12 protein-coding genes are annotated in these 15,218 nt (G+C 35.8%); 5 read left to right on the forward strand and 7 right to left on the reverse strand.

The features are described 5' to 3' along the window. Positions 1-9: 9 nt before the first annotated feature. The 7 genes from dnaE to WBM70_RS02630 form a co-directional block, all read right to left on the reverse strand. On the reverse strand, positions 10-3,579 hold the full coding sequence (gene dnaE, locus WBM70_RS02600; protein WP_424556958.1) for a DNA polymerase III subunit alpha: 3,570 nt from the start codon (positions 3,577-3,579) through the stop codon (positions 10-12). A 113-nt stretch (positions 3,580-3,692) separates the two neighbouring features. After that, the gene (locus WBM70_RS02605; RefSeq protein ID WP_424556959.1) at positions 3,693-3,962 is read right to left on the reverse strand and encodes a hypothetical protein; all 270 of its coding nucleotides are present in this window, start codon (positions 3,960-3,962) and stop codon (positions 3,693-3,695) included. 218 nt (positions 3,963-4,180) lie between these two features. Continuing rightward, positions 4,181-4,741: a DJ-1 family glyoxalase III gene (locus WBM70_RS02610; RefSeq protein WP_424556960.1), complete on the reverse strand. Its 561-nt coding sequence runs from the start codon at positions 4,739-4,741 to the stop codon at positions 4,181-4,183. An 18-nt stretch (positions 4,742-4,759) separates the two neighbouring features. After that, complete coding sequence (locus WBM70_RS02615; protein WP_424556961.1) at positions 4,760-5,749, reverse strand: hypothetical protein; 990 nt, start codon at positions 5,747-5,749, stop codon at positions 4,760-4,762. Between the two features lie 197 nt (positions 5,750-5,946). Beyond that, on the reverse strand, positions 5,947-6,342 hold the full coding sequence (locus WBM70_RS02620) for a hypothetical protein (RefSeq protein ID WP_424556962.1): 396 nt from the start codon (positions 6,340-6,342) through the stop codon (positions 5,947-5,949). A gap of 146 nt (positions 6,343-6,488) precedes the next feature. Beyond that, positions 6,489-7,292, reverse strand: coding sequence for an efflux RND transporter periplasmic adaptor subunit (locus WBM70_RS02625; protein WP_424556963.1), 804 nt, complete (start codon positions 7,290-7,292; stop codon positions 6,489-6,491). Between the two features lie 6 nt (positions 7,293-7,298). Further along, positions 7,299-7,709, reverse strand: a complete 411-nt coding sequence (locus WBM70_RS02630; RefSeq protein ID WP_424556964.1) for a cytochrome C — start codon at positions 7,707-7,709, stop codon at positions 7,299-7,301. 487 nt (positions 7,710-8,196) lie between these two features. On the opposite strand from WBM70_RS02630, the gene WBM70_RS02635 reads away from it, so the two are divergent. From WBM70_RS02635 to WBM70_RS02655, 5 genes are all read left to right on the forward strand, one after another. After that, complete coding sequence (locus tag WBM70_RS02635; RefSeq protein ID WP_424556965.1) at positions 8,197-8,967, forward strand: hypothetical protein; 771 nt, start codon at positions 8,197-8,199, stop codon at positions 8,965-8,967. Between the two features lie 211 nt (positions 8,968-9,178). Further along, entirely contained in the window at positions 9,179-9,952 is a 774-nt protein-coding gene (locus tag WBM70_RS02640; protein ID WP_424556966.1) for a hypothetical protein, read from the forward strand. A 180-nt stretch (positions 9,953-10,132) separates the two neighbouring features. Then, entirely contained in the window at positions 10,133-10,969 is an 837-nt protein-coding gene (locus WBM70_RS02645) for a hypothetical protein (protein WP_424556967.1), read from the forward strand. 227 nt (positions 10,970-11,196) lie between these two features. Further along, the gene (locus WBM70_RS02650; protein WP_424556968.1) at positions 11,197-11,970 is read left to right on the forward strand and encodes a hypothetical protein; all 774 of its coding nucleotides are present in this window, start codon (positions 11,197-11,199) and stop codon (positions 11,968-11,970) included. A gap of 173 nt (positions 11,971-12,143) precedes the next feature. Further along, positions 12,144-15,218: hypothetical protein (locus tag WBM70_RS02655; protein ID WP_424556969.1), on the forward strand; the 3,075-nt coding region annotated here is incomplete at its 3' end.

Below are 15,218 nucleotides of genomic sequence, written 5' to 3' on the forward strand. Positions count from 1 at the left end.
TATATACCCTTAGCTAACAACCTGTAAAACTTCTTCAGGATAAATACCCAGCTCCTTCGCCTCTTCCATAATAAGATCACTTACCTTCATCTTTGACTCTATGATCACATCTGCAAGCTTAGACTTAATATGAACTTCTAGCGGGCGTTTCCCCGGGTATTTGTCTACTAGACACATAAGTTCTTCCACTATCTTTGCATCTGGCATAAGGTTAAGTGCAAGTATCAAAGGTGGCTGTACAGGTTCCTCCACATGCTTCACCTCTTTTTCTACTTTCACTTTCGTTTTCTTCGCATCTTTCATACTTGAGATCTTCAATATATTCATACGCGTAAAGTCACCATCTTTTGTAATTTTAACTTTAAAGGCAATCGGTTTGGTAAGATCAAAATCTTCTTCCAGTTCCTTAAGACGGTTTTCAAAAAGCATGAGTTCGATGTTTCCGTGTAAGTCCATGATACTGGCGATACCGAACTTGTTGCCTTTTTTACTTATCTTCTCTGTAATGTTTTCTATTTTACCTATGAACATCGCCTGTGAACCGTCAGCCAGATCGTCTATCTCTGAACTGAGTGTATATTTGATCTCATCAAGTGTTTCACGGTATTTGTCTAGTGGATGACCGGAAACATAAAAACCTAGAGACTCTTTTTCCATTTCTAGTATTTCCATAGGTTCAAACTCTGGAATATCTTTGAGTTCCAATGTCACAGAAGTCATCTCAGTATCATCACCCCAGAGAGAATTGACTGCTTGTTTTTTTGCATCTCCTGCTTTTTTAGCCATATCTATGATATCTTCTAGCTGAGAAAGCATGGCTTTTCTACTGTATCCGAAACTGTCAAAAGTCCCTGCTTTTATGAGAGACTCTATAACCCTTTTGTTCACTTTACTTGAGTCAATACGTGACACAAAGTCTGAGAAATCTTTAAACTCTTCTTCTCCTCTTGCTGAGAGCATAGAGTTAATAGCAATGTCCCCTGCACCCTTGGTTGCACCCATACCAAACATGACAACCTCATCACCATCAATCTCACGTGCTTCAAATACCAATCCAGATTTGTTAATATCAGGGGGGAGAAGTTTCATACCCATCCGTTTTACTTCATCGACATATTTCACCACTTTATCAGTGTTGTTTTTTTCCAGCGTTAAGATAGCCGCCATAAATTCTGTCGGGTAATAATGCTTCAAATAAGAGGTATAAAAAGTGATCATCGCGTATGCTGCAGAGTGTGATTTGTTAAAACCATAGCCTGCAAATTTCACGATAAGATCAAAAAGATCTGCTGCGGTTGCTCTGTCAAAACCTTTTTTAGCTGCACCATCAGAAAACTCATCTTTAAGCTTGTCCATCTCTTCTTTGATCTTCTTACCCATTGCTCTACGTACCAGGTCTGCACCCCCCAGACTAAATCCACCAATGGTCTGCACGATCTGCATAACCTGTTCCTGGTAAACTATGACCCCATAGGTTGGCTTGAGTATAGGTTCAAGTTCAGGAAAAGCATACGTAATTTCTGCACGTCCGTGTTTACGCTCAACAAAGTCATCTAGCATCCCTGACTCCATTGGTCCCGGACGGTAGAGTGCGAGCATCGCAATAACATCTTCAAATCCGTTTGGCTTCAGTTTTTTCGCCAAATCCTGCATACCCGCAGATTCTATCTGGAACAGTCCAAGTGTCTCACCGGTACTGATGTAGTCATAGACTTCTTTATCTTCAATGTTCTCTTCCACAAAATTAATGCGTTTCCCATGTCTTTTTTCAACAAGTTGGAGAGCTTCTTCAATAACTGTCAGAGTTTTAAGCCCAAGGAAGTCAAACTTAATGAGATCCACATCTTCTACATACTTACCCGAATACTGTGTTGCAAGTGTATCGAGTCCCGTAGGTTTGAACAGTGGTGTTTTTTGCCACAGCGGTTCATTTGAAATAACGACACCCGCAGCATGTGTTCCTGCATTTCGGTTTAGTCCTTCCAGTGCCAAAGCATAATCCCAAGTACGTTTAGCCTGAGGGTCACGATCTAAAAGTTCTTTGATCTTAGGTTCTTTTTCGTAAGAGCCTTTCAAATCTATCCCCAGTTCATCAGGAATGAGCTTGGCCATAGCATCAGCCTTGGAGTAAGGCATATCAAGTACACGGGCTACATCACGAATGACCCCTTTTGCCAATAACTTACCAAAAGTAATGATCTGTGCCACATTCACACGCCCATACTTCTCTACTACATAATCAAGTATCTCTTGACGACGTGCTTGACAGAAGTCCATATCGATATCCGGCATGGATATACGCTCGGGATTCAAAAAACGCTCAAAGAGTAATCCGTAAGGCATAGGATCTATATCTGTAATACCCAGCGAGTAAGCGACAAGTGATCCTGCCGCAGAACCACGTCCAGGACCTACCGGTATACCCATCCGCTTCGCTGCATCAACGAAGTCCCAAACGATAAGCATATATCCAGGGAACTTCATATCGTTGATAATATCCATCTCGACTTTAAGTCTGTCTCTATACTCATCATGTTTTTCTTCAGGAACGATCTTAAGACGTTCTTCAAGTCCTCTCTTTGACTCTTCCACAAAAAGAACGATGTCATTCTCAAGAGAATACTCTACATCGGGATGAGGCATTTCTATGTTTGACTCAGCAGCTCTTTCTCTGGCAAATTTAAAGTTAGGCGGTGTCGGGTCACCCAGTTTGATCTCCAAGTTACATTTGTCTGCTATCTCCTGGGTATTTTCAAGTGCCTCAGGAATATCTGCAAAAAGTTCTGCCATCTGTTCTGGTGACTTCACATAAAATTCATGCACCGAGTGACGTAAACGGTTTGGATCATCATAAAGTTTGTTCATCGCGATACACATAAATGCCTCATGTGCATCCGCATCTTTTTGTACTGTGTAGTGCGTGTCGTTGGTTGCAATGATCTTAATACCTGTCTCTTGTGAGATTTGTATGATCTGCTTGTCTATGCGGTGCTGATCACCTATACCGTGACGCATGAGTTCAAGGTAAAAGTCATCACCAAAAACTTCTTTGTATTTTAATGCCACTCTTTTTGCTTCATCATACCCTTTGGCACCAAATTTAAGGTTTCTATCCGAAAGATTTAAGTGCCAGTTCACTTCTCCTTGCAAACAGGCCGAAGAACAGATGATTCCTTCGCTGTTCTCTTTAAGAAGCTCCCAGTTAATACGTGGATAATAGTAAAACCCATCAATGTATGCACGTGAACTAAGATACATCAGGTTTTTGTAACCTACATCATTTTTAGCATATAAACAAAGGTGGAAACGCTGACGTACAGACTTGTCACCCAACTCAGCTTGGTTGTGTACATACGCTTCCATTCCAATGATAGGTTTGATACCTTCTTTACGCATGGTGTTATAAAAGTCTATGGTTCCAAACATGTTTCCATGGTCAGTCATCGCCACCGAAGTCATACCCTGCTCTTTAATTTTTTTGGCAAGTGCTTTGATCTTGTTTGCTCCATCAAGCAGTGAGTATTCGGTATGTAAATGAAGGTGGGTAAATTGTGGCTTAACTTTTGGTTCTTCTGACATGGATGACCTTTAAAATAATTGGTTCTAATATAGCAAAGGTTAGGTAAAAATAGATTGAAAATGTGTCTGAATTTATGACGAAATAATATGAATGTTTTTATCCCATAAAAGCGTTAGTCATAAACGCCTGTGTCCATATCAAAATCGTAATCAGGTTCAAGAACAGGTATCTTGTCAAGAGAATCAGGATCTACCTGTGCACCTTTAAAATCATACTCATCTGCCTTGTAAAAGCGCTGTTCCTTGGCATATTTCTTCTCTTTTTCCATAGCTTTTTTAATCGCTTCTTTGGTTAAATTCTCATCTTTTGTACTGTTATGCTCGCTGCTGTAAAGCACTACAGAGATCAGACTTAGGATTACAAACATGATATATGGTTTCATAACATACTCCTATGTGCTAATGTAGCAGAACAGAACGTTGAAAGATATAAACCAATGATTTTTATGTATATGATATCAGTATGCAGTAACTCACTTGCCATGCAAGTAAGTTATATTTTCTACGTTAGCACTGAACTCTATTACAACTCGACATTTAGTGCCTTGCTTACACTGCAATTTAGTGACTTGTCAGCAGAGTGCTCAAATGGCTAACATTTTCAGCAATAACCCAAAAGCATACCGTCTTTCACAGCTTGCATACTCTCTTTTCCAACAAGACGTTCTACTATCGCAAGCCCGAAACACACAGCGGTCCCCGGACCTTGGGAAGTGATAACATTACCATCGGTAACCACTTTACTATCCTCTCTGTAACCAGGATGATCTATCTCATCTTTAGCCCCGGGATAGCAAGTATAATCATTACCTAAAACACCTGCTTTTTTAAGTACGAAAGGTGCGGCACACATTGCACCGACTACCTTAGTAGCTTTAAACTCTTGAAGAAGTTCTATGATCCTTGCATTTTCAGCTAATGCATACGTACCATCCCAACCACCAGGGAGTACCATCATGTCAAAATCACCACTGATAATATTCTTAATCGAAGTATCAGCCTGCACCGTAATACCATTGGCTCCCAAAACCAAGTTACCCTGAAGTTCATCTTCCAGGTAGGCTACACGCACGTCTATACCTCCACGACGCATTACATCTATGAGAGCAACCGCTTCGAGCTCTTCAAAACCTTTTGCTATGGGTAACAATACACTTGCCATGTTCACTCCTTATATATTTTACTTAACTTCTATTGCACCTATTTCTAAGAATGTAGCTGGAATATCTTTATCCAATTTATTGAGGAAATCCATTCTTTTTGAGTTATTCATAGTAAAAAATCTATTCCAATTTGCCAATCTCGGCATACCTATGACAAGTGTATTTGTATCCTTTTTGATATACATATACATCGTACATGGAGCAAACACAGCAACTTCTGGCATAGCGCCTTCATTGTCAAATACAGTATAGGAATACGGGAAATGGCAAAGAGAGAAAGTCCAGAATGCATCATAAGAAGGAAGTAAATCAGGTTTCCCTTGTTTATAGTCAAAGAAACCAGCCATAATGTAACCTTTTTCTGTAAAAGTATCATCAACTTTTTCCTGTATCTCATCTATGTAATCATCAAGATCTTCAGGTCTGTCAAATGTGATCTCATAATGCATCATAGCATTTTCTACTGCACCTTCATATGTTCCATGACTTACTACTGCTGAAGGGAATGTTTTAGCGACAAGTGCATCAAGCTCTTCCATTTGCTTTCTATACTCTGTGATCACTTTTTGATCTGTGATCCCCAACATCTCAATGATTGCATCTGCAGTAAGGTGAGAGATAACTGTTTCATCTTTACCTTGGTGTTTATAGATCACAAGATTAAATGGATTAAAGCCTGCAAGTTTTGGGTCTATTTCCAAAAGTGGTTTCACTTTTTTATCATTCACTATTGTCATAAAACTCAACACTTCAAGTGTCGTTGACCCATACTGTTCCTTATACACTTGATTTACATGTTTTCTAGGGTCTGGAAGACGATATCCCAGTGCTTTGATAGGTTTATCCATCATTGTATAGTATGTCTCTTCTGCATTACCCTTTATGGTATATATAATAGTACTTTTCTTGACTGTATTTTCCGTATTGGCAGATTCTGCCGCAAAAAGTCCACTTATTGATACTGCGACTAACAGTACAATTCCAAGTATTTTTTTATGATTCATCATTTATTGCCTCACTATATTAAATTTTAACTCTTATTACCATCATTTTTGATACTAACATAAGATAATAAATTATAATAAATTAATTATATGAGTGTGATGAAATAAATAGATAAATTAGAAAGAAACAATTTTGTGTAACGCGAGGGATGTGAAGAATCAAAGTAAAGAAGAGAAAAGACTCTCTTCTTTAAAAGGTGTTACCAAGATCTTACTGTTTGGTGGCAAGATAAACATTTACTTAAGATAAGCAGATAGTTATTTGCAGCACTATATTTATCACCTTTTTTGAATGTAACTAAAATCTCATCTGCATACTTACTAATCGTAACAGCTTCTTGATGCGCATACATCTTATTATTGATTTTATTTTCACCTACACCCTCTTTCATGAATGATTCTGTAAATTTTACAGTTTCTTTCAGCTGTTGGACACCATTTTTCACAACATTTGCATTATTATAAAGAAATCCTTTTTGGATATTAGCCATGGCTGTTTCCATATCTGCCATGTTTTTCATTCTATCTGGTTGGATAACCTCTCCTGCAAAAAGTAACCCACTTACCAATACTGACATTAAGAAAGCTTTTTTCATTGTATATTCTCCTCAAAATAAATTTTAATAAGATATTGTAACAACTTCCCTATTAATAAAAAGTAATAAACGTCAAGATAAGTAGAATTTATGAAAAAAAATGAGAAAAACGATGTAAAATATATCACATCGTTTGAAGAAAGACTCTATTGAGCATCTTTGAGTGTAATTTTTGCATACATACCTGGGAAAATATTTTCTTTTCCTCTGTTAAAACGTATACGCATTTTTATTTTATGTGTCATAGGGTTGGCATCAGGTACGATAGCATGTATGATTCCCATCGTTTTGTAATTCAAAGATGGTATTTCTACTGGTACTTTTTGACCCGTTTTAACTCTAGAGATGATACTTTCTGAAATAGAGACATCAATCTCTAAGTTTTCTGTGTCAACGATCATAATAGTCAACATACCTGGCATGATCATGTCACCTACTTTAATGTTCTTCTGTACAACTACACCATCAGAAGGTGCTTTCATTTTTATGTAATTATATGTACTTGCCATTTGTTTTGCTGCTATAGTTGCCTCTTTCACAGCTACCTGCATGGTCTCAAGCATTGTTTCTACATTGGCAGCCTGAGCATCTAGATCAGTCATATCTGTAAGATTAATCTTACCGTCATCACGATAGGTATTTTTCAACCTAACTTTTCTAGTATTGATACGTGTCAATTTATCTCGCCAATACTCAACAATGATCTTTGATTGCTCAAGCATAAGGTCTGCTTGAGACTTCATGATATCAAATTCAGCAGATTCCATCTCATAGAGGTCGTCTTCTCTTTTAACTTTATCACCAAGTTTTACAAAAACTTTTTTTATGTATCCCATGAAACGAGCGCCGATCATCTTCTGTCCATCAGAAACAACTGTACCGGTTAAAGTGATATCACCTGCTTGCGAAAATGCATTGAGTAACAATGCTGCTATTATTATTTTTTTCATTTTTCTCTACCACTTTCTTAATCGTACATGACATTTCATACATTCTGATGAAATCTTACTATAAAACTGTAATGCCTGTGTAGCATCTCCATCAGAAAAACGTGCAACGATATCATCTGTATTTTGTTCGATCTTTCTTTGTATACGTTTTGTCATAGCCGTATTGTTATCCATCCATCTTTCATAGACGTCTTTATTTTCTGTCTCTTTTTTAATTGGTTTAATTTTTACAATAGCCTCTTTCAAATCTTGAGCACCTGCTTTAACGATATCAAGGTTATTATAAAAAAATCCAGATTGCATATCTTGCATCGCTTGTGCCATCTTTTGCATATCGTAAATTCTATCCTCTTGCGTATATACATCTGCTAAACCGAAAGTTAAAACTGTTATACACCCTACCAAGATTTTCTTCATCTATATCCCTTCTTCACATTTATCAAAAATAGTGAAACATATATTTCAATCTTAAGTATTGTATCAAATTATCACTAAATTGATTATTATCATAAATTGAATCAATAATAATCATGACTGTTTCAAACCTAAATACCCATATTAAATTTTGGCATATGGTTTATGTAAGTAAAAGATTAATCACTTATTTAGATGAAGATTTAACCTTTTTTTAAAAATTACTTCTCTTTTATAAATTTTATCTCACAAGATACAAAGATTAGAAAAACAAACTTAGAGAGATAATCCTAATATCCTTTTTAACCATGGCCATACCGAATGTTCTTAGTTATTTATTCCAAATAAAAAAGTATAAATTCTATGCTTATTTTTTCTTAAACTATATTAATAGCAAATAATATAACTATAGATTATTAGAAGTATAAGTTATATTTAATATTATTTGCGCTATAATTTCTTAGATAAAAACTAAAAAAAGGGTTATATTATGAAAAAAATGATTACAACTTCTGTAGCAGTAGCTGCATTATTGGTAACGAGTGCGCAAGCTAATGACTTGAATAAAATGTTCAAAGATATGAGTGATGCTGCTACAAGTATGAGTAAAGATGCTAAGGACAGTGTTGTTGCTGTTAAAGATGGTACAGTTGAAACTACACAGAGTGCTGAAAGAACTGTCACTAATGTAAGTGCTGACACAAAAGATACTACTGTAAAAGTTTCTGATGATCTTAAAACAGCTGAAGTTTCTACATCTAAAGATAGTAGAGATACTGTAAATTCAGTATCAACTGATACAAAAGACTCTATCACAAATACATCTAGAGATCTTAAAGAATCTTCAAATGTAGCTACTAAAGAGTTAAAAGATTCTACTATCGCTGTTTCTAAAGATTCTACAGATACTATAAAAAGTGTCTCTACTGACTCAAAAGATTCTGTTAAAACTGTGTCAGCAGATATTAACTCAACAGTTAAATCTGTTTCTAATGATTCTAAAGACTCTGTGAAAACTGTTTCTAGTGATTCAGCAGACGCTGTAAAAAATGTCTCTAATGACTCTAAAGATGCTGTAGACACAGTAGCTAAAGAATCAAATGCTGCAGTAAAACAAGCATCTAACGATGCGAGAGACGCAGTAGACTCAACTGCTAAAGAATCAAGTGATGCAGCCAAAACTGCTTCAAATGATGAGAGAGAGTCTGTGAAGTCTATCTCAGAAAACATCAATGAATCAATCCAAACTATTAATAACTAATACATCTAGATAGAAGGCATTGCCTTCTATCAATCAAAACAGCCCACCTTGGGCTTTCTTCAATTCTGACTCACATCTCTTTTTGATAACAATGTTACATTATGAGCCAATATTTGTTAATATTATACTATACTATTTTATATAAGTTATATTTAATATAACATATAGTATAATTTATGCAAACACAAACTATAAAAAAGGGTTATATAACATGAAAAAAATAATTACAACTTCTGTAGCAGTAGCTGCATTATTGGTAACAAGCGCGCAAGCTGATTTTGACTTTGGAGATATGTTCTCAGATATGAAAGAAGCTGCTATAAGTATGAGTAAAGATGCTAAGGACAGTGTTGTTGCTACAAAAGATGGTGCAGTTGAAACATCTAAAAGTGCTGAAAGAACAGTTACTAATGTAAGTGCTGACACAAAAGATACTTCAGTAAAAGTTTCTGATGATCTTAAAACAGCTGAAGTTTCTACATCTAAAGACAGTAGAGATACTGTACATGCTGTATCAACTGATACAAAAGATGCTATTACGAATACATCAAAAGATCTTAAAGATTCTGGAACTGTGGCTTCTAAAGAGTTCAAAGATTCTACTATCGCTGTTTCTAAAGATTCTACAGATGCAGTAAAAAGTGTTTCTAAAGACTCTGCTGACTCTTTAAAAACTGTTTCTACTGACTCTACTGACTCAGTGAAAACTGTTTCTGCTGACTCTGCTGACTCTGTGAAAAGTGTTTCTACTGATTCTGCTGACTCTGTGAAAACTATTTCTGCTGATACAAGATCTGCTATAGATACAACTGCTAAAGAGTCAAGTGCTGCTACAAAAACTGTCTCTAGCGATACAAGAGATGCTATTAAGTCTGTAAACGAAGAAAGTTCAGCTGCAACTAAAACAATTTCAAATGACCAGAGAGAGTCTGTGAAGTCTGTTTCAGAGAACCTAAACGATTCTGTTAAAACAATTAACGACTAATATCTTTAGGTAGATGGCATGACTATCTATCTTCATAAGCAACTCACTCTTGGGTTGCTTATACTTCTTATAAAAAACATCCATAATTACAGCGACTAATTTGATAACATCTACTTTAAGAGATGTTTAAAATAACTCTTGATACCATCAATCATAATATACAGAATAAACGGTTTCAGAATGAAAAAAACGATGACTACTTTAGCAGTTCTTGCTTTGTTAACACATGCTCAAGCTGGCTTTAGCTTTGGAGATATGTTCGATGATATGAAAGAAGTTGCTGAAGCCATGACTGATGATGCAAAAGATAGCATGACTGCTGTAACAGAGGGTGCAGAAGAGATATCTAAAAGTGCTGAAAGATCAACACGTGCAGTCAGTTCTGATGTCGAAGATGTTTCAGAGAAAGTTTCTGATGATATCGAAACTTCTACAAAAGAAACATTTAAAGATGGCAGAGATGCCATTGAGGCCGTATCTGAAGATACAAAAGATGCTGTTTCAGATACAAGTGAAGATGCTAAAGATGCAACAGATGCAGTATATACTGACATGGAAGATAGTGTAGATGCTGTTTCTTCAGATCTATCAGACTCTATAGAAGATGTCTCAGATGATGCTAAAGATTCGTTCGAAGCTGTTTCAGAAGATGCAAGTGATGCAGTGGAAAAAATTTCTAGCGATTCTGTCGATTCCCTTAAAACTGTTTCAAATGATACTAAAGATTCTATAGAAGATGTCTCAAATGACTCTAAAGATTCTGTTAATTCTGTTGCAACCAATCTTGAAGACTCAACTAAAGCAGTTACAAGTGATACCGGTGATGCTATAGAGTCTACAGCAACTGCAACAAGTGATATATCTGAAACCGTTTCAGATGATACTAGAGAATCTATAGACGAGGTTGCATCAAATATCAATGACTCTTTTAAAGATATCACTCAAGGAAAAGATACCAAGTCCATTACAAAAGAAGAATACGCAGAACATATGAAAAAGAAAAATAACAAAAAATAATCTTATTGAACTGAAACCTTATAAAGAGCAACCTTTCATAAAGGCTGTTCTTCTTCTTACTTCCCAACCCTATTTCCTAAACTATAGATATAGTATAACTACTAAGTAATAACTTTATATTCTATAATATAATAATAGATTATCTCTTTTATTAAAAAAGATTAAGTTATAATTAATATAATTTAATATATAATACTGCCAAATAATTAATTAAAAGGGATACACCTATGAAAAAGATAATTACAACTTCTGTAGCAGTGGCTACATTATTGGTAACAGGTGCGCAAGCTGATTTCGACTTCAATGATATGTTCAAAGATATGAAAGAAGCTGCTGTAAGCATGAGTAAAGATGCTAAAGACAGTGTTGTAGCTACAAAAGATGGTGCTGTTGAAACATCTAAAAGTGCTGAAAGAACTGTGACAAATGTAAGTGCAGATGCAAAAGATACTACAATCAAAGCTTCTGATGATATCAAAACAGTGGAATTAAACACAAGCAATGATGTAAGTAGTGCTACTACAACACTTTCAAGTGATGCAAAAGATTCACTCAAGACAACTACTGGTGATCTAAAAGAAAGCAGTACAACGTTTAGTACTGATACAAAAGAGTCTGTAGTGACTTTATCTAAAGATTCCAAAGAGTCTGTCAAAACTGTTTCTACTGACTCAAGAGATTCTGTAAAGTCTGTTTCTGCTGATTCAGCTGACTCAGTAAGAACAGTATCTGGGGATTCAAGAGATTCTGTAAAATCTGTTTCAAGTGACATTAACAGTACTACAAGTACTATCTCTGGTGATTCAAGAGATTCTGTCAACTCTATTGCAACAAACACAAGTGATGCTACAAAAACGATCTCTAGTGATGCAAAAGACTCTGTGAAATCTGTGAATGAAGAAAGTTCTGCAGCAACAAAAACAATTTCAAATGACCAGAGAGAGTCTGTGAAATCTGTTTCAGAGAACCTAAACGATTCTGTTAAAACACTTAAAGACTAATTGATCATTATTTACATAGATAAGAAGGATTTCCTCCTTCTTTCTATCTCTCCAACCTGCCAGTCACTTTTAGTAGCGTTTCATATACCTCCTAGAGTAAATTAATAACTTCTATTTATTATATATATAAATTCTATGCTATCCTATACATAATACTTGTCCAAAGGATTCATGTGAATAATCTTATAAATCGAATACTACTTTTTGTCTTACTTCTACCTGCTCTGCTCTTCGCTACGGCAGCACAAGAAAGCACTTCTACAGTATCTTCAAATGATGATGCATTGGCAGTATTCTATACTATCGATGGCAATGCGCAAGACAAGTACAATACTCTTGTAGAAAAGAAACTAAAAAGTATAGGTTTTCAACTCAATGATCCCCACAAAAGAGTAAATGACCAATATGAAACGAAATATGGTTCAACGATACTCGATGTTCTTAGTTTTATGCCTGTGGTCAATGATGAAGTGATCTTACCACTGCTTAACATAGATCCACGTATTGCAGGATTTGCACCATTTAATATGCTTATTCACAAAAGACTAGATGAAAATAGAACACATGTTGGACACCTGATGCCTAAGGTCATGCTGAAGATCTTGGGAATTGAGGACAAAGAGGTAAAAGAGAAGTTTACTGCTTCCTTTAAATCACTCGATAGCATGATGGAACAAGAGTTAGGTGGCGAGAAATCCTATATGGCCTATAAAAAGCTTCCAGAAGAAAAGATGATCAATTTCGAATATGAATTTGAAGTCCCTGAAGATATAGACGATTTTATCGATGGATTCCAAAATAAGTTTGAACTTGCCTTTATCGATAAAGGCTATCTTATCGCTGGATATCATAACTTTATGGAAACCACGGATGATGCAGAAGATATACTCTCTGACTATGCTGCTTTTTGGACCTATTCTCTTTGTCATCTGAAATTTTCCTACAATATGTTTGATAATGAAGGAGCACGTCCTGAAGCAGGTTTATTTGCCCCTTGTACCATGTATATGTATATTAGAAAAGGTACCAATAAACTTGTCGTTGGAATGTTTAGACTGCATAACTGGTCTGATACATTGGACATTACTGATAAAAAAAGACTTGCGCTTGTCGAACAGCTTGATCGAGAAATACCAGAAATTTTAAGTGAATTTGGTATGACGGCAGTATCGAACGTCAATCCACTTAAAGAAACGCCAAAAGTACTCTCGACCCCCGCAGAAAAAGCTGTAGTTCAAAAGAAACCCGTAGAAGCAAAAAAAGTAGAACCGATCGTTGTACAAGATATACCTGTACCCAATAACGCTTTAGCAGTTATGTATACATTAGAAGGAAATATAGAGAAACAGTATGAGAGAATTGTGGAAGATGAGTTAAAAACAATTGACTACGAAGTCACAGATCCTCACCACAGAGTCAATGATCAATATGAAAGCAAATACGGTTCAACCGTTTTAGATACACTTAGTTTTTTATCTGTTGTAAATGACAAGGCCATACTGCCACTCCTTAATATCGATCCTCGTATTGCATCTACTGCGCCATTCAATATGCTTATCTATAAAAAGTTGGATGAAAATATGACACATGTTGGTCATATCATGCCAGAAGCGTTCCTCGATATGATAGGGATAGAAGACAAAAAAGTAAGAGAAGAATTTACGGCTTCTGTTGCACCTCTTGATGCAAAAGTAGAAGCAGAATTTAGTGCGAGAGGGTTGAAGTATACTAAGTCATACCAAACGTATAAAAAACTTCCTGAAAACCGTATGCACAACTTTGAATATGAGTTTGAAGCACCAGAAGATTTAGATGAATTCATTGAAACGTTCCAAAACCAATTTGAACTTGCTTTTATTGATAAAGGGTATCTCATTGCCGGCTATCATAATTTTATGGAGGGAAGAGATGATGCTGAAGAGATTCTTGAAGGATATGATGCCTTTTGGACTTATTCACTCTGTCACTTAGAATTTTCTTATAACGTTTTTGACAATGAAGGTGCCCATCCTGAAGCAGGTTTATTTGCCCCTTGCACTATGTATGTCTACATTAAAAAAGGAAGCAATAAAATGATCATTGGTATGCTAAGACTAGAGAACTGGTCAACGACATTAGATATCAGTGATGAAAAAAGAGTAGGCCTTGTTAATAAATTAGATAAAGAGATACCTGAGGTCTTGACTGCATTTGGTATGAAAGCCATAACAAATACCAATCCGCTAAAGCAAATATGTAAAATAGAAACAGAGGAAAATGAAGCAGTAGCCAAAAAAGAGCTCTTTAAAGTTGTTCAGAAATCACAGAAAGATACTCCTGTCCTAGAAGGCAATAACACAAAACAGTACAAAATACAATGTATTGAAACCAATAGTGGAACTGTAAATATTGCTATACCAAGTGTACCCAAAGTACCTGTGGCATTCAAATCCAAAAAGAATATAGATGTGCTAGACAGAAGTATAAAATTCTCAAAACGCGTACCTCCAAATTACATACCGCATAGATTTGATAAGAAAAAGAAGCTACATTCCAGTACAAATATAAGGATCGGTGAAGTAAACCAAGGAAGGATTTCGGCACATCTTCGTGGAAAATTCATGGATGTAAAAACCGTTGAAGAAAAACTCAAAACTGCCGGCTTTGAGATCTTAGCATCTGTTCCTGTAGATAAGAAAGGTACACTCATTTCTGTTGCCTTTACAGATAAATCTTTAGTCACTATGGCTAGTAAGAAAAATAGAGGCTTTATAGCATCATTGCGTGCTCTTGTCGACACAAAAGAGAAAACGTTCAGTATTATAAATCCACTTTATCTGGCAAAAGGATATTTACAAGATGACTATGATGAAAAAGCAGCTAACATCATCTTAGTCAAACTTATCGAAGCATTCCCAAGTTTAAAAAATTCAAAAGATGCATTGAAATTCCAACTTTTACCGAAATATCAATTTATGAACGGTATGCCTCATTATGAAGATATGATAGAAGTCGCTTCTGGAGATGATCTTCTGGAAAAACTCAAAGATAATGACAAAGTAGCCTTTACCCAAACATTGGAAAATGGTTCAACACTTGTGGCTATTAAACTCTCCAAAAGAACACGTAAATTTACTAAAAGAATTGGTAGGAAGAATGCAGCAATGCTTCCTTACCCTATCCTCATTGAGAATGGGAAAGCGAAAATACTTGACCCTAAGTATTACATTGCCTATATGTATCCTATGTTAAAAATGACTGAGTTTATG

This window comes from Sulfurovum sp. (assembly GCF_049668085.1).
In the GTDB taxonomy this organism is placed as follows: Bacteria; Campylobacterota; Campylobacteria; order Campylobacterales; family Sulfurovaceae; genus Sulfurovum.